12 protein-coding genes and 1 pseudogene are annotated in these 15,869 nt (G+C 62.6%); 5 read left to right on the plus strand and 8 right to left on the minus strand.

The features are described 5' to 3' along the window. The first annotated feature begins 383 nt into the window (after positions 1-383). The 5 genes and pseudogenes from CCZ28_RS03960 to CCZ28_RS03985 all read left to right on the plus strand — a co-directional run bounded on the left by CCZ28_RS03960 (position 384) and on the right by CCZ28_RS03985 (position 6,956). Positions 384-743, plus strand: coding sequence for a hypothetical protein (locus tag CCZ28_RS03960; protein WP_140216091.1), 360 nt, complete (start codon positions 384-386; stop codon positions 741-743). A gap of 349 nt (positions 744-1,092) precedes the next feature. Next, a complete protein-coding gene (locus CCZ28_RS03965) occupies positions 1,093-2,082 on the plus strand; it encodes a PoNe immunity protein domain-containing protein (protein WP_240795230.1) in 990 nt (329 codons plus the stop codon). Positions 2,083-2,132: 50 nt separating this feature from the next. Then, positions 2,133-5,663 (plus strand): annotated as a pseudogene (locus CCZ28_RS03970) (DUF637 domain-containing protein); the annotation flags it as partial. Positions 5,664-5,677: 14 nt separating this feature from the next. Further along, on the plus strand, positions 5,678-5,890 hold the full coding sequence (locus tag CCZ28_RS03975) for a hypothetical protein (protein WP_205894631.1): 213 nt from the start codon (positions 5,678-5,680) through the stop codon (positions 5,888-5,890). A 352-nt stretch (positions 5,891-6,242) separates the two neighbouring features. Continuing rightward, positions 6,243-6,956 carry a cupin domain-containing protein gene (locus CCZ28_RS03985; protein WP_140216096.1) on the plus strand — a complete coding sequence of 238 codons (714 nt, stop codon included), beginning with the start codon at positions 6,243-6,245 and terminating at the stop codon, positions 6,954-6,956. A gap of 43 nt (positions 6,957-6,999) precedes the next feature. On the opposite strand, the gene CCZ28_RS03990 is transcribed toward CCZ28_RS03985, so the two are convergent. The 8 genes from CCZ28_RS03990 to CCZ28_RS04025 form a co-directional block, all read right to left on the minus strand. Next, complete coding sequence (locus CCZ28_RS03990) at positions 7,000-7,491, minus strand: Lrp/AsnC family transcriptional regulator (RefSeq protein WP_007161776.1); 492 nt, start codon at positions 7,489-7,491, stop codon at positions 7,000-7,002. 29 nt (positions 7,492-7,520) lie between these two features. Next, a complete protein-coding gene (locus CCZ28_RS03995) occupies positions 7,521-8,210 on the minus strand; it encodes a haloacid dehalogenase (protein ID WP_140216098.1) in 690 nt (229 codons plus the stop codon). Between the two features lie 70 nt (positions 8,211-8,280). After that, the gene (gabT, locus tag CCZ28_RS04000; RefSeq protein ID WP_140216100.1) at positions 8,281-9,570 is read right to left on the minus strand and encodes a 4-aminobutyrate--2-oxoglutarate transaminase; all 1,290 of its coding nucleotides are present in this window, start codon (positions 9,568-9,570) and stop codon (positions 8,281-8,283) included. Positions 9,571-9,711: 141 nt separating this feature from the next. Further along, complete coding sequence (locus CCZ28_RS04005; protein WP_140216102.1) at positions 9,712-11,175, minus strand: NAD-dependent succinate-semialdehyde dehydrogenase; 1,464 nt, start codon at positions 11,173-11,175, stop codon at positions 9,712-9,714. 271 nt (positions 11,176-11,446) lie between these two features. Beyond that, positions 11,447-11,989, minus strand: coding sequence for a ProQ/FinO family protein (locus CCZ28_RS04010; RefSeq protein ID WP_058761941.1), 543 nt, complete (start codon positions 11,987-11,989; stop codon positions 11,447-11,449). Between the two features lie 88 nt (positions 11,990-12,077). Then, positions 12,078-12,983 carry a LysR family transcriptional regulator gene (locus CCZ28_RS04015; RefSeq protein ID WP_140216104.1) on the minus strand — a complete coding sequence of 302 codons (906 nt, stop codon included), beginning with the start codon at positions 12,981-12,983 and terminating at the stop codon, positions 12,078-12,080. Between the two features lie 62 nt (positions 12,984-13,045). Continuing rightward, positions 13,046-15,100 carry a 2Fe-2S iron-sulfur cluster-binding protein gene (locus CCZ28_RS04020; protein ID WP_140216106.1) on the minus strand — a complete coding sequence of 685 codons (2,055 nt, stop codon included), beginning with the start codon at positions 15,098-15,100 and terminating at the stop codon, positions 13,046-13,048. A gap of 45 nt (positions 15,101-15,145) precedes the next feature. Continuing rightward, positions 15,146-15,757, minus strand: coding sequence for a glutathione S-transferase family protein (locus tag CCZ28_RS04025; protein WP_140216108.1), 612 nt, complete (start codon positions 15,755-15,757; stop codon positions 15,146-15,148). Positions 15,758-15,869 lie beyond the last annotated feature (112 nt).

Consider the following 15,869-nt stretch of genomic DNA (forward strand, 5'->3'; position numbering starts at 1 on the left):
CCATCCTCCGGGTTTAAGCCGGGCACTATTACTAGCGTTCAGCAATATTTTGATACTAGCGGGAACAGATTAAGGTATGAGGCTGATCGGTGGAGGCCTTGGGAATAAGTCAATGTTTTTTTACGTTCCTGACTTAATTGCAGAGCTGGTTCCTACTAAAAGAGCTGCTGGGTTTGAGATTGGCGATGACTTCGAGTCAATTCTAAAGCGAATAGGTTCCGTTGGATGGCATAATAAGGACTCTGAGCTAGATGAGAGAATCCACTCGAACACTGGTTGGATCGGTGTGAAATCGAGATCTGGCTTTCCCGGCGGCCCTTACAAATTGGTTCATTCACTTATATATCTAATAGCTCCAGGGTAAAAATTGAGGTTGGTGAATAGTGAGAAAAAAATACAAGCTCAGTGGTTTAGTTGAAGATTCATGCTCTCCATTAAATGGTAATGTGCCTGTAATTAATGATGAGATGCTATCTCTAGCCGGGCGACTTGCTGACCAGTTACTCGAGATGCTAACTATACGGAATGGGTTTTATACTTTAGAAAATGCTTTACATGTTTTTCCATCAAGCTCCACTGAGGAAGAAATAGGATTGCACGAGTGGAATGATCCTCAGCTGTGGCGCAATGGGTATGAGGATGCGGTGACGAATTGCTTGTTCTTTGCTGAAGATGTTTTTGGTGGTCAGTTTTGTGTTAAGGAAAACAATGTTTTATATTTGACCCGGAAGCGGGTTCTTTAGATCACTTGGCTGATAGTATCGACGGCTGGGCTGAGGAGATTCTTTCTGACTATGATGTTTTGACGGGGGCGTCACTTGCCCGTTTATGGCAAAAAAACATGGCAGGATTTTGACCGGGAAAAGGCTTATTCCTAACGTGACTTTTTTCTTGGGCGGCGAATATTCTTTGAGTAATCTGCGTGCCGCTAGTGCTGTTGAAGGCATGAGGTTTAGATCTGATATTTTTTGGAAAGTCAGGGCATGCCTGATGGGGCGAAAGTCAAATTAAAATTTAATTATTAGTATTTTGCTGGTCTTTTTTTGAGAACTTGTGCTTGCTACGGCGTGGTATCAGTAGAAACCCCTGCAGTTGAAGTTCCGGAAAAAGGGGGCAGGTCACGAACGCCTTCTGTTTGTGAAAGTGTTTCGAGGGGAATTAATGAGTCGGGCATCATTGGGAAATCAAGATTATTGGGAAAAACAATTTCTCTATAGGGCTGAGCGTGCTCGGCTTGAATGGGAGCGCATAGTGCAACCTAGTAAAAACCCTGACTATCGCCCTCAGTATGTTTGGGATACAGCAAGAGGAACTTGCTTTCGCCTTTTATTGACAAGCTATTCGCGCGGCGATTCTGTACTTGAGTTAAACAAGTACTTTATCAGCGTTCTTGATGCTTGGGAGCTGTCTGATAGGTTGGCACAAGAACTGAACACTCGATTAGCGCCGGGACAGGGCTGGGACCATCGGCATCTGTTAACTGCTCCTTTGGCAAGTGATGATCCCCGTAGCCACGATGACCCGCGTGCTTGGATATTTAAATTAAGCAATCTTAATCACTACAACTGGTGCTTTTGGTTGGTAGGGCTAGCACTCGCTTTGGATATTCCAGAGGAGCAGTGGCAGCGGCTATTGCTTCTGGTCGGCGGCGAAGGTGATGACGAACTGCTAGACCGAGTCATCGCGAGCCGAGCGCCTTCACGTCGTATTGGTGAAACGTTACTGCATCCTAAACCTTACGCGCGTCTACTCAAGGCGGTAAATGCTCCAAAGGAACAGCAGGCAGTATTGCTGCGCGACTTTGTTGATCATTGGTATCCGGAGTTGAAGCGCAAGGGCAAAGACGAATTGTGGTGGTACATATATGGCGATCCTGAAAAGCATCCTCTAGAAAAAGGTAGTTATTTTGGCCGTTGGTGTGTCGAGGCAGTAGCTGCGGTAAAGGCATTTGGAATGGATGATAGTTTGTGCTTAGGGCATGAATATTATCCGGGTGATTTGTTAAGGCCAGATGGACCTACCACTCATCCGCTTAGAGTAGAGCCAAAGAAGGGCTTACTGGCCAGGTTATTTTTGAAATAGGTATGTATAGACTTGCTGCGTTGCTCCGATGTGAATTGGTGACACTGTAACGCGCCGGTCAGCGCTTCATCGATGGCCTGACCAGCGACGAGGCCCAGTTCAAGTACCTGATGGACAATGCTCTGCGTAGCAAGCAGGCATTGAACCTTAGCGTGGGCGTGAGTCTGACCGCCGAACAGGTAGTGGCCCTGACCCACGACATCGTCTGGATGGAAGACCAGGTGATCAACGGCGAGCACGTGCTGGTGCCGGTGCTCTACCTGGCCAACGCCAACAATCGCCTGGCGCCCAACGGCGCCCTGATCCAGGGTAGCGACGTCACCCTGATCGCCGGCAACGACTTGAGCAACTCCGGTACCCTCAAGGCTACCAACAACCTCACAGCCACCGCCAACAACGACCTGGTCAACAGCGGCCTGATCCAGTCCGGTGATCGCTTAAGCCTGACCAGCACCCTGGGGGACATCACCAACCGCGCCGGTGGGATCATCAGCGGACGCGACGTCAGCTTGACCGCCAGCCGTGGCGACATCCTCAACGAACGCACTGTCACCACCCACACGGCAAGCTATGCGGGCCAGAGCCTGCGAGAAGACTACGCCGACAGCGCCGCCCGTATCGAAGCCGGCAACAACCTAAGCCTGATCGCCGGTCGCGATATCAACAACATCGGCAGCGTGCTGAGCGCGGGTGGCAACGCCACCCTCATCGCCGGTCGCGACGTCAATCTGATCAGCGCCCAGACCCAGACCGGGCGTAGAAGCGGCGCCAACAACACTAGCTCCAGTATCACCCAACTGACCGGCAGCCTTACGGCAGGCCGTGACCTGGGCATTGGTGCCGGACGTAATCTCACCGCCGTTGCTACCACCCTCAGCGCAGGTCGCAACGCCAGTCTGGCTGCCCAGGAGAACCTGACCCTGGCCGCGGCGGCTGACGAAACCCACAGCTACAGCAAGAGCAAGAAGGTCACTCGCCAGGAAGACCACGTCAGCCAGCAGATCACCACCCTGACCGCAGGAGGCAACGTCAGCCTGATGGCGAACCAGGGCGACCTGACCCTGGTAGCCAGCAAGGTTGCGGCGGGTGGCGAGGCCTACCTCTACGCCGGCAAGGACCTCAACGTCCTGGCCGCCCAGGACAGCGACTATTCGCTGTACGACATGAAGAAGAAGGGCAGCTTCGGCGCGAAGAAGACCAAGCGCGACGAAGTGACCGACGTGCGCAACCTCGGCAGCGAGATCAAGGCCGGTGGTGACATCACCCTGCAGAGCGAAGGCAGCCAGACCTACCAGGCGGCCAAGCTCCAGAGCGGCAAGGACTTGACCCTCAACAGCGGCGGTGACATCACCTTCGAAGCGGTGAAAGACCTTCACCAGGAAAGCCACGAGAAGAGCAGCAACAGCCTGGCCTGGACCAGCATGAAGGGCAAGGGCAGCACCGACGAGACGCTTAGGCAGAGCGAGTTGATGGCCCAGGGGCAGTTGGCGATCCAGGCGGCGAACAAGATTCATATCGACGTCAAGGACATCAACGCCCAAACCGTCAGCCAGACGGTAGACGCCATGGTAAAAGCCGACCCCAACCTGGCCTGGATCAAACAGGCCGAGGCCCAGGGCAATGTCAATTGGCGACAAGTGAAGGAGCTTCATGACTCCTTCAAGTACAGCCATTCGGGATTGGGCCAGGGCGCCATGCTGGCGGTGATCATCGTCGTTACCGTGCTAACGGCCGGGGCGGCTTCAGGTCTAGCAGCGACCGCCGGTACAGCAGCTAGCAGCGCCGCCACAGCAGCAGGGGTTACCTCCGCCTCTACGGCTGCCGCCATAGGCTCGGCTGCCTCCGCCGCCACTACTGCGACACTCTCCTCCATAGCCTCGCAGGCGGTGGTCAGCACCATCAATAACAGAGGCAACCTAGGCGCCGTCTTCAAGGAAACATTTAGCAGTGACAGCATAAAAGGCTATGCCACGTCGGCGCTCACTGCTGGCTTCACGGCAGGGGTCATCGATACCAATCTGGGAGGCAAAACCGGAACCAACAGCTTGACCAAGGGCTTTGATCTTTCCAAGGCCAGCGATATAGGCGGATTTGCCCTGCATGCCGGCGCTCAGGGTGTCGCCTCGGCTGCCATCAAAACGGCTATTCAGGGCGGCAGCCTCGGTGACAATCTCGTCTCCAGCCTGACCTCCCAAGCCAATGCCGTGGTAGCGGCAGTCGCCTTCAATGCCGTGGGTAGTTTTGCCGAGTCCCACTGGAAGGAGGCCAAGGATGCCGGGGATGTTGCCGGCATGGACTATTGGAAGGAGGGTGGCCTAGGGCGAACGGCCCTGCATGCTGCCGTGGGCGGCCTGGTCTCCAGCGCCAGCGGTGGCAACTTCGCAACGGGAGCGATTGCGGCCGGCACTAGCCAAGCGTTCGCAGGTGTCCTGAACAGCACCTTCGCCGAGCATCCCGAGCTCAGGCAGGCCGCCGCGCAAGTGGTCGGCCTGACGGCGGCAGGGTTAGCTGGGGAAGATGTAAACAAGGCCGCCTGGGTTTCGCAGATGGCGGACCAGTACAACCGGCAACTGCACCAGAAAGAAGCCTTGGCATTGGACAAGCTTAGGCAGGAGCCGGGTGCGAACAAGGAGCGCTTGGACGCTGCTGCCTGTGCTTTGACCCACTGCAGTGCCTCGGTTCCGGAAAGCGATCCCAATTACTCGAAGTTACTGACCCTCGAGCAAAACGGGAGAGGCTACACGGCTGAGATCACTCAGCTCAAGGGAACAGGCGCGTTCGACGAGTACACGGCCTGGGACTCGGCCAACGACTTTCGCTTGAAGCACGATGAATTCTTCCAGCGCAGCGGCGCGGCTGGTCAAGCGGTTGCCAATGCGCTCGGGGCAGGGTTCTCCTATGCGGGTGCCCTCGCCATGGCTCCTGGCTGTGTCACCGTCGTAGGCTGCATGCCTTCGCTGGGGCTTGGCGCTGTAGGTTCGATGCAGGTTGGGGCAGGGTATGAGGCCAGTGGACGGGCCATGGCCGACTACGTGCCGCGGCAAGGTCAAGCTGTCCTGGCCTCCTTCAATCCGAGCACGTACCCCGGCGAGGCCACGCCTATACTTGATGACTTGCCGCATGTGGTTATGGCAGGGGCTGAGGTCGCTTTACCTTTGGGGGCTGGGCGGCTGGTTAGGGCGGGTGAAACAGTAACGGTAGCTGGTGCAAAAGCAACTGCTACAGCGGGAGACACTGTAGCTACCGAAGCCACAAGTGCAAATGCCCAAGCTGCATTAAGAGCGAAGCTATCAGGACTACAAAAAGCTCAAGAGACGGCAGAGGTCACTAGAACACTGCCTGATGGTCGAATTCGTTACTACACACAAGAGGTTCCAGCTAGAACGGAAGGTCCTACTCGGGGAGCCTCTTTCGTTACAGAGTTTGATCCTAAAGCGGGTACTACGAGGCAGTGGATGGAAAGCTATGATCAATCAGGAGAAGTAATCCGTGTCCATCCGAAAAGTATTAATGGACAGCCGGTTGATGCTCAGCACTATCCTCCGACTGGAACAGAACTGAAGAGTTGGGGGCGGCAATGAGCATGGAGGACGTAGTGGCTGACCGACTTGAAAAAGTAAGTGCGGATGGTTTTGATATTTTTAAAATCTCACAAGAGGCGCTTAATATTTATCAAGATCCACATTTTTCACTTACGAAAAAGCTTGATCTTGCGTTGTTATCCTTAGTGGCAATGGTCGAAGGACCAGAGTTTGAGATGACAGAAAAAGAGTTTCGTGATTTTTTATTTGATATTCGACGGGTGTAGTATCTTAAAATAGCTATATTGATCAGGCACTATCGACACCTGCCTGGCGTCCGGGACTGGTCGTTCAAAAACGTGCCGCGACGAATGGGAACTACGCACTCGGAAGTTCGAAGTTTTCTGTCGAAGTGGCGGCCGCGTTGGGTCGAAGAGTTACAAGAGGTAAGCCAGGGCGCCCCAAGAGCGCACCCGATCTCTAGTAGTAAAACGTGGTCTGTCCCCTATTAATCGCCTTCGAAAAACGGCAGCTTCTGTGCTGCCTACCGCCCGAAACGCCATAACCCGGGTGCCTCGGCGGTCGATACTGGCCTCGTCCGCGGCACGCCTGCCGCACCTCTGATCGCGAGGAACCGCCATGCCCCTGCTGCACTACTGCCAGCCGTCCAGTGACCGCCAACTACCCCGGGCCCTCTATGCCCTGCATGATGATCCCTTGGCCGCCGGGCGCGAGTTGCATCTGCACGATGCAAGGCTGGGCTATGTCATGGGCAGTGCCGTCAGCCATTCTGCCGACTGCCAGCTGGACGACTATCCTTGGGTGGAAGTGAGCATCATCGAAGCCGGCGAATTGCAGCTCGAATGGACCGGTGGTGCCTTGCAGCTCAAGGCCGGCGATGCCTTCGTCCTGCCGCGCGGGGTGCAGTGCCGCTGGCGGCACCAAGGCGAGCTGCGTCGCCTGTTCATGGCTTTTCCCGGTCGCGCCAGCGACGGCCCCATGCCCTCGGCACCGCTGCTGCTCGATCCTGAGGCCCCGCGTGAGCCTTCACCGCCGCCGGCGGCCAGCGTGCTGCTGAGCCCCGAGCCCAGCGCCACGGGTTGCGATCTGTTCGAAAGCGGCGGCGGTGCCCTGCGGGTGGGGATGTGGGAATGCACAGGTTACGCGCGCAAGGCCGTGAGCAATCCCCACTGCGAATTGATGCTGCTCTATGCGGGGGCGGTGACTCTGGCGGTCGCGGGTGAAGCGCCCTGTCACGTCAGGGCGGGCGAGGCGGTGCTGGTGCCGGCGGAAACCCCGATGGCCTGGGACAGCCGCGAGACGGTGCGCAAGCTCTACTGCATTCTGCGCTGAAGGGGCTGGCCGCTGCGCCAGCCGAGCGTTGGCGAAGCTTCGCTCAACCCGCCTTGATCAGACTACGCAGCGGCAGGGCGTTCTTGACCACCGGTGACTTGATGACGATGTAGCTGAAGTACTTCTCGATGCCCACGTTACGGTCGAGGATGGATTCCATCAGTTCCTGGTAGTGGCCGATGCTGCTGCACATGAAGCGCAGCAGGTAGTCGTAGCCGCCGCTGATCAGGTGACACTCGAGGATCTCGTCGACGCCCCGGATGAAGGATTCGAATTTCACGAAGTCGGCGCGCTTGTGGTCGGAGAGGGTGACTTCGGTGAACACCGTTACCGAGTTGGCGATCTTGGCGAGGTTGACGTGGGCCTCGTAGCCGCTGATGTAGCCGGCCGCCTCCAGGCGCTTGACCCGCTGCAGGCAGGGGCTGGGGGAGAGGCCCACGGCTTCGGCGAGGCTGACGTTGGTCATCCGGCCGTCCTTCTGCAATTGCACCAGGATATTGATATCGATGCGGTCCAGTTTCGTTGCGGCGTCCATCGTCATTCCTCGCAGTCGTGAACGGCAGGCTAGGCACGCAGGGCGGTCTGATGCGCATGCACCAGATCGGCGAGACTCGCGTACTCGCATCGCGTGCCATCCAGGGCCTGCCGCGAAAGGTTCCAGGGCCGCGAGCGATCACGGCGCAAGGTACACAGTGGAAAATCCACCAGGGGGTTCCAGGGGTCGTCCGGTTCGCTGCCGCGTACCGGCAACAGATCCTCGCGCGCCAAGCCCAGCTCTTCGAGGGTGGTATCCAGCGCCAGGCGCAGATCACCACCCCGATTGGGTACCACGGCGGCGAAGACGTCTGGCAACCGCGCCGTGACCGCTGCGGCTTCGCTGTCATCGGGCGAGGCCAGCAACACCAACCGATAGAACTTGCTCAGGTACTGCAGCGCGCCCGGCGCATCCTCGAACACCGGCCAGCACGTCGTGGCGTTTCCAAAGGCCACGCTGGCATCCAGGTCAGCGTCCTGCTGCAACTCCTGCGCCAGGCGCTGGTGGATGCGCAGGTGCAGGCTGGCCTGGCTGGCGGCGGGAGCCGCCTCGCGCAACTCGCGGGCCAGGCGGTGATAGCTGCCGAGCAGCCAGTCGGGATGGGTGCTGAGGCCAGCCTGCGCCACTATGGGGCGCAGGGCTTCCAGGATGCCCCCTTCACGATCGATAAGGGTGCCGTAGCAGGAAAAGCCAATGGCTTGGTAGCGCGTTATTCTCATGATCGGTTTCCCCTGGGCGCCGCTCCGGTGGGTCCTGGCGGCGTTGCGTTCGACCTCCGTGAACAGCTTCTCAGGCGCCGGCCTGGGCGAGGGCCTGGCCGAACATCTGCAAGGCTTCGGCCAGTTGTGTCTCGGTGGTGGTGAGCGGAGCCAGGAAGCGAATGACGTTACGCTCCACCCCGCATTTGATCACCAGTAGCCCGGCCTGGCGGGCGCCGTCGATCACCTGCTGGGCGAGGGTGGCATCGGGGCTGTGACCGTCCGCGCCGACCAGCTCCACCGCCAACATGAAGCCGCGACCGCGGACCTCGCCGATGCGCGGATGGCGGTTCTGTAAGTCGAGCAGACCGCTGCGCAGTTGCTCGCCGAGAGCTACGCCGCGGGCGACCAGCTCTTCTTCCTCGAAGATGTCCAGCACCGCCAGGGCTGCGGCGCAGGCCAGGGCGTTGCCGCCGTAGGTGCCGCCGAGGCCACCGGGTTGGGGCGCGTCCATGATGGCCGCGCGGCCGACCACGCCGGAGAGCGGTAGACCGCCCGCCAGGCTCTTGGCCACCGTCACCAGGTCGGGCTGGATACCGGTCTGCTGGAAGGCGAAGAGGCTGCCGGTACGGCCGAAGCCGGTCTGGATCTCGTCGGCGATGAGCACGATGCCGTGCTGGTCGCACAGGGCGCGCAGCGCCTGGAGGAATTCCACCGGCGCCGGGCGGAAGCCGCCGTCGCCCTGCACCGGCTCGATCAGGATGGCGGCGACCTGATCGGGGGCGATCTGGGTGGCGAACACTTCGCGCAGGCCGGCCAGCGCCTGTTGGGTATCCAGGCCGCGGAAGGCATCGGGGTAGGGCGCATGATGGATGTCGGCGGGGAAGGGGCCGAAGTTCTGCTTGTAGGGCTGGGCGAAGCCGGTCAGGGTGACGCCCAGCAGGGTGCGGCCGTGGAAGCCGCCGCGGAAGGCGATCACGCCCGGCCGCTTGGTATGGGCGCGGGCGATCTTGATGGCGTTCTCCACCGCTTCGGCACCCGAGGTGAGCAGCAGCGTCTTGTAGGCTTCGCCGTTGCCGATCAGGGTGTTGAGGCGGCTGGCCAGTTCCAGGTAGGGCTCGTAGGCCATCACCTGGAAACTGGCGTGGGAGATTTCTCCGACCTGGCGGCGCACGGCCTCCACCACCCGTGGATGGTTGTGGCCGACGTTGAGCACGCCGATGCCGCCGACGAAGTCGAGGTAGCGGCGACCGTCCACGTCCCAGATTTCGCTGCCCTGGGCGCGAGCCACCACGACAGGATGGGCGGTGACGATACCGCGGGGCACGCTCTGTTCGCGATGACCCAAGAGGCGATCGGTGGCTTTGGCAGCGGAATTCATGCAGCTATCTCCAGGCAGGGGCGAGGCTTTCAGCCTACGCAGACAGCGGGGTCGGTAACGCTGAAGTTGCCGGCCCTGGCATCGTGATCGACTGTTTTGGTCCGGGGTAGCGGCATTTTCGGTTGTCCACCGTCAGGGGTTTTAATCGAGCCCGCCGAGGTGCCAGGCCTTAACCTCCAGGTACTCATCCAGCCCCAGGTGCGAACCTTCGCGACCCAGTCCGGACTGCTTCACGCCGCCGAAGGGGGCGACCTCCATGGAGAGGGTGCCGGTATTGAGCGCCACCATGCCGAACTCCAGGCGCTCACCCACTCGCCAGGCGCGACGCAGGTCCTGGGTGTAGTAGTAGGCGCCGAGGCCGTAGGGCGTGGCATTGGCCAGGGCCAAGGCTTCGGCTTCGTCACGGAAGCGGAACAGCGGCGCCACCGGGCCGAAGGTTTCCTCGCGCGCCAGCAGCATGTCGGCCGTGGCACCGGTGAGCACCGTGGGGGCGACGAACTGGTCGCGGCCGCTGGGCGGGCCACCGAATAGGGCCTTGGCGCCCTGGGTCAGGGCGTCGTCGATATGGCGGGCGACCTTGTCCACCGCCAGGCGATTGATCAGCGGGCCAAGGGTCACTCCGGCCTCCAGGCCGTTACCTACCTTGAACTTGGCCACCTCGGCGGCCAGGCGTTCGGCGAAGCGGTCGTGGATACCGTCCTGGACCAGGATGCGATTGGCGCAGACGCAGGTCTGACCGGCATTGCGGAACTTGCTTTGCAGTACCCCGGCGATGGCGAGGTCCAGGTCGGCGTCATCGAAGACGATGAAGGGGGCATTGCCACCCAGCTCCATGCTGGTGCGCTTCACCGTGGCCGCGCACTGGGCCAGCAGCAGCTGGCCGATCCGCGTAGAGCCGGTGAAGGACAGCTTGCGTACCGCCGGATTGCCCGTCAGTTCGCCACCGATGCCGACGGGCAGGCCGGTAAGGACGTTGAACACGCCGGGCGGAAAGCCCGCGCGTTCGGCCAGTTCGGCCAGCGCCAGGGCCGACAGCGGGGTGAGATCCGAGGGCTTGACCACCACCGGGCAGCCGGCAGCCAGCGCCGGCGCAGCCTTGCGGGTGATCATGGCATTGGGGAAGTTCCACGGGGTGATGGCGGCGGCCACGCCCACCGGCTGCTTGAGCACCAGCACCCGGCGGTCCCGGGCGGGGGCAGGCAGGATATCGCCATAGCTGCGCCGGGCTTCTTCGGCGAACCATTTGACGAAGCTGGCGCCATAGGCGATCTCGCCGCGCGCCTCGGCCAGCGGCTTGCCCTGTTCCAGGGTCATGAGCAGGGCCAGGTCGTCCTGGTTTTCCAGCATCAGCGCGTGCCAGCGCTCCAGCAGCGCCGCGCGTTCGGCCGCGGGACGCTCGCGCCAGGCGGGCCAGGCCGCTTCCGCGGCGGCGATGGCGCGGGCGGTTTCCGCGGCTTCCAGGGCCGCGACCTGGGCGATCACCGCGCCGGTGGCGGGGTTTTCCACGGCGAAGGTGGCGCCGTTATCGGCACTTATCCAGTGGCCATCGACATAGGCCGATTGTTTGAACAGGCGAGGATCACGCAGATCGAGGTGCAGCGGCATGGTGGCGCTCCCAGTGGCAGGTCAGGCCCTGAGTCTAGGGAGGCGCAGCGGTGGCGAATGCCGAATTCGACGGGCCCGAGCGCCCGCGCAACGCGTTCGTCTCGCTGTGGCCGCAGTTTGTGCGGAAGGTTTGCATCGATCCGCCAGGCTAGCTGGTAACCACGAGCCTGGCGGATTGACGTCAGTGAAAAGCGCGACCGGAAGGCCGTAGCGCTACAGCGGCCGCCGGGTTCAGGCGCTGGCGCCTGCCCGGCTTGCGCGGGAGGCGGGGTTATTGAGCCGATTCCGCCTGGGGGGCGTCGCTGGTCTCGACTGGCTTTTCCTTCGCAGGTGCCTTGTCGCGGCGGGCTTGTGCCCGTTGCCGCCGGGCCTGGCGCGCGGCATGCAGCGCCTGCGAAGCGGTGACGACGCCGGCCGGCTGACCGTTCAGGTCGAGACGGGGCGCATTCTCCTTCATGCTCGCCCAGTATCTGTGACCCTGGCACCAGGCCGCGATGCCGAGCTTGAGCTGCTCGATGGACAGGCCGAGCGATCCCAGGTGCTGCTCGGCATCCTTGAGGATGCCTTCCTTCAAGGGCACCTTGGGCGCCGGATTGACCGGGAAGGCTAGCGGAAAATGCTTCTGCAGGGCGCGAATGGCATTGAAAGCCGCTTCCTGCTCGGGAGTCCTGGCTTCGCGCGGCGGCTTCTGCGGCTTCTGAGGCTTTTGCGCCTTCTGAGACTTCTGCGGAGGTTGCTGCTTGGCAGCAGGTTGCAGCTGCGCCTTTTCGGCGCGGAGCCGGTCGCGAAGCTCGGCTAGTTGTTCAAAACCCATTGTGTAGCTCATCGGTAGCGGATTTGGTCGGGCGTGAGGGTACCTCAAGCCGCGCCTTTGCACAGCCTCGGGCTGCCTTGAACTTCGATCAGCCGACGAAGCCTCTGCCCAATAGCGGGTCGCTCCGCAGACTGGCCACCGCCAGCTCGACAAAGGCGCGGACCTTGGCCGCCGCCTGGCGACCTTCCGGATAGACCAGGTGCACCGGCAGCGGGGAGTCCTCATGGTCTTCGAGCACGATCCGCAAGGCGCCCTCGGCCAGCGCCGGGGCGATCTGGTAGTGCAGCGCCCGGGTGAGGCCCCAGCCGGCCTTGGCCGCGGTGATGGCGGCCTCGTTGGTGTTGCACTGCAGCAGCGGATCGACCACCACCCGTTGCCCCCGGGCGAAGCGCCATTCCGGCGAGGCCCAGGCGCCCTGGCTGGCGAGGATGCGATGGTCCCGCAGCGCCGCGGGAGTGGTGGGTGTGCCCTCTGCCTCCAGATAAGCGGGCGAGGCGCAGACCACCCGCCGCATGCGGCCGACCTGGATCGCGGTGAAGCCGGAATCCGGTAGCTGGCCGATACGCAAGGCGACGTCCAGCCCCTCGTCCAGCAGATTCACCTGGCGATCGACGAACAGGGTGCGCACCCGCATCTGCGGATGGCGCCCCAGGAACTCCAGCACCAGGGGCAGCACGTGCAGTTGGCCGAAGAGCACCGGTGCGGTGATCGCCAGGGTGCCGGATGGCTTGGCCTGGTGCCCGGCCGCGGCCAATTCCGCTTCGGCGATCTCGTCGAGGATGCGGCGGCAATCCTGCAGATAGCGGACGCCGGCTTCGGTAGGCTTCACCGAGCGGGTGGTGCGCACCAGCAGCCGGGCGCCGATGAGGTCTTCCAGGCCGGCGACCATGCGGGTCACCGCCGGCGCGCTCAGGTGTAGCTCGCGGGCGGTGCGGGCGAAACTCTGGGTTTCGGCGACCTTCACGAACACGCGCATTGCCTGCCAACGATCCATCTGCCTCGCCACCCTGGGCTGCCGACCAGGCTGCATGGTAGCCAACTTCACAACCCTGAGGACTAAAGATCGAGTTCCAGGCGCGTACTGCCGGCAGCCGGTACCGCGCCGCACAACAGGGCTTCGCCCTCGGCGACGGCGGCCGCCGGTTCCCGGGGATAGGTGACCGCACCGCTCAAGACTCGGGTTCGGCAAGTGCCGCAGTGGCCTGCACGACAACTGAAGGCCGGGGCGAGGCCGCGGGCTTCGGCCAGCTCCAGCAAGGAGCCCGCAGCGGGCGTCCAGCGGGCTTCCTTGAGTGACTCGGTGAAAATCACCGGTACGGTTTCCGTTGCGGCGGGTGGCCGCGCGGGTACCACCGCACCCGCGGGCAGGCTGCGTTGCAGCGCAGCCGGGCCGAAGGCTTCCGCGTGGATACGGGCATCTTCGATGCCGTAGCCGCGCAGGCCGTCGTACAGCGCCTGGGTGAAGGCTGCCGGGCCACACAGGTAGAAGGCGTGATCGCCGAAGGGCAGGAAACGGGCGAGCACCTGCATGTCGATCCGCCCGGCCACCTCGTAGTCGACGCCCGCCACGGCGTCCTGGGTATCGCTCAGCGCCCGGACCACCTGGATCGCGCCACCGGCGGCGGCCACCAGCTCGGCGAGTTCCGCGTCGAAGGCCCGCTCGGCCTTGCGACGGGCGCCGTAGAAGAGGACGACCGGACGAAAGCGTTGGGTACGGCGCCCTTCATGGACCAGGTGCCGCAGCATCGCCAGCAGCGGGGTGATGCCGATCCCCCCGGCCAGCAGCACCAGGGAGTGATTCCCGGACGCCGCCAGGGCGAAGTCGCCGGCCGGCAGCCGGGTATCCAGCAGGTCACCCTCGCGCAGCTGGTCATGCAGCCAGCCGGACACCCGGCCCTCGCGCTTGACGCTGATGCGGTAGTGGCCATCGGCGGGCGCGTTGGACAGGCTATAGCTACGCAGCAGCGGGGGCTGGCCCTCATCCGGGCTGATGCGCAGCGGCAGGAACTGGCCCGCCTGGGCGGGTACCAGGTCGGCGCCATCCATGGCGGCCAGATGAAAAGAGCGGATGCTGGCGCTTTCTTCGACGATGCGCGCGACCCGCAGCGACTGCCAGCGGTTGCCGCGCTCGAGGGCCTGGAGACGGGCGCGGGCCTGCGGCCAACTGCCGGTCAGCTGCACGCTGTCTGCCTCCTCGTCGGGGTGCGCCGTCCAGCTTAGGGCAAGGGCGGCGCGGCGCCGTACCAGCCGCTGCGGGCGGAAGCTCCAGAGCCGCTCGGCACCGGAGAAGGCGGCGATCTCGGGCGAGTCGAACAACACCTCGGCGGTACCGCTCAGCTGCAGCAGCTCGCCGCTCTGGTAATCCACGAACAGTAGGCCGGCCTGGCCGTTGAGGACGATATTGCCCAGGGTGTTGAAGAACAGGTTGCCGTTGAAGTCGGGAATGGTCAGCAGCCCGTCCCCGTCCACCCGGACGAAGCCCGGCTTGCCGCCGCGATGGGAGACGTCCACCCGGCGTTGACCCTCCTGTTCCGCGTAGGAGGCGACGAAAAAGGTATTGGCGCCCTCGATCAGCCGTCGCGCGTCGTCATCCAGGCTCGTGAGGTGTTCGGCGGGCGGGACGGGCAGCGTGTCTGGTTCAGCGGGGAGGTGTAGGTCGCGCGGTTGGATGTAGCGTGGGCAATTGCCGAAGCTCTGATCGACCGCCAGGTGAAAACCCTGGGGAGTCATGCCGATCACGCCGTTGACGCGATTGCGCCGCCGGCTGTGCAGCTCGATGCCCAGCAGGCCCACCGCCGCGCCGTCGACCAGTCCTGGCCCGGCTGGATCGTCGACCGGCAGCGTGGCGGTGATCTCCAATCGAGTCGGGGTCGGCGCGGCGACGAAGCCCGGTGGGCCTTCCAGGATCGTCGCCCAAGCCAGGCCCGCCGCGTCCACGCTGCCCAGTACCAGGAAGGGCAACTGTTGGTAGAAGGCGCGGTGCTGATCGGGCATGAAGGAGCGGATCACCCGCGGGCCGACCTCGGCCATCCGCTGGCGGACACCGACGCGCTCCTGGATGAGGGTTTCTCCCGGGTGCCAGGTGGGCAGGGTGGTCAAGGACTCGTTCATCGATGGTGCTCCTCGCGGTGGAGAGGGGGCGTGGCCCGGCGTTCGTCAGCTACGCAGACCGGCGGCCGTCTGCGGAAAGGGGACGAAGCCCGGCAAGGCCTCCACCCGTTGCAGGAAGGCGCGCACCGCCGCATAGGGCGCCAGATCGACGTTGCCCTCCGGCGCTCCGGCGAGATAGCTGTAGAGAGCCACGTCGGCCAGGGTGGGATGGTCGGCGGCCAGCCAGTCGCGGGTGGCCAAATGACTTTCCAGGCGTTGCAGCAGTACCTGGGCGCGGGCGATGACTTCCCTCGCATCGAGCGGGGCGCCGAATACCGTGATCAGGCGCGCCGCCGCCGGACCATAGGCCAGTTCGCCAGCGGCTACCGACAGCCAGCGCTGTACCGCCGCGGCGCCGGCGGCGCCTTCCGGCAGCCAGTCGGTGCGGCCCAGTTTCTTCGCCAGGTAGACGAGAATGGCGTTCGAATCGGTGATGACCAAGCCGTCGTCCTCCAGCACCGGCACCTGGCCAAAGGGATTGAGCGCGAGAAAGGCCGGCGAGCGGTGTTCACCGGCGGCGAGATCGACCTCCACCAGCTCGGGCGCAAGGCCCAGCAGGGAAGCGAACAGCACGGCGCGATGAGCATGACCGGATAGCGGATGGTGATAGATCTTCATGATGCAGCTCCTGGCAGGTAGCGGGCCGGGGATGGTCCCGCTGGGTGCTACCAGCTTGGGAGCTAATGGGTATTGCGGGAATGGGCGTTCTCGTCAGTTCTTTATTCCGCAA

It is taken from the genome of Pseudomonas oryzihabitans, assembly GCF_006384975.1.
GTDB classification, from domain to species: Bacteria; Pseudomonadota; Gammaproteobacteria; order Pseudomonadales; family Pseudomonadaceae; genus Chryseomonas; species Chryseomonas psychrotolerans_B.

What these genes read in the sequence shown, in the direction of transcription:
- CCZ28_RS04005 (WP_140216102.1), bottom strand. Translation starts at nt 11,175, where the DNA reads ATGCCGCTGCACCTCGATCTGCGTGATCCTCGCCTGTTCAAACAATCG.
- CCZ28_RS04025 (WP_140216108.1), bottom strand. Translation starts at nt 15,757, where the DNA reads ATGAAGATCTATCACCATCCGCTATCCGGTCATGCTCATCGCGCCGTG.
- CCZ28_RS04020 (WP_140216106.1), bottom strand. Translation starts at nt 15,100, where the DNA reads ATGAACGAGTCCTTGACCACCCTGCCCACCTGGCACCCGGGAGAAACC.
- CCZ28_RS04010 (WP_058761941.1), bottom strand. Translation starts at nt 11,989, where the DNA reads ATGGGTTTTGAACAACTAGCCGAGCTTCGCGACCGGCTCCGCGCCGAA.
- gabT (WP_140216100.1), bottom strand. Translation starts at nt 9,570, where the DNA reads ATGAATTCCGCTGCCAAAGCCACCGATCGCCTCTTGGGTCATCGCGAA.
- CCZ28_RS03985 (WP_140216096.1), top strand. Translation starts at nt 6,243, where the DNA reads ATGCCCCTGCTGCACTACTGCCAGCCGTCCAGTGACCGCCAACTACCC.
- CCZ28_RS03990 (WP_007161776.1), bottom strand. Translation starts at nt 7,491, where the DNA reads ATGGACGCCGCAACGAAACTGGACCGCATCGATATCAATATCCTGGTG.
- CCZ28_RS04015 (WP_140216104.1), bottom strand. Translation starts at nt 12,983, where the DNA reads ATGGATCGTTGGCAGGCAATGCGCGTGTTCGTGAAGGTCGCCGAAACC.
- CCZ28_RS03995 (WP_140216098.1), bottom strand. Translation starts at nt 8,210, where the DNA reads ATGAGAATAACGCGCTACCAAGCCATTGGCTTTTCCTGCTACGGCACC.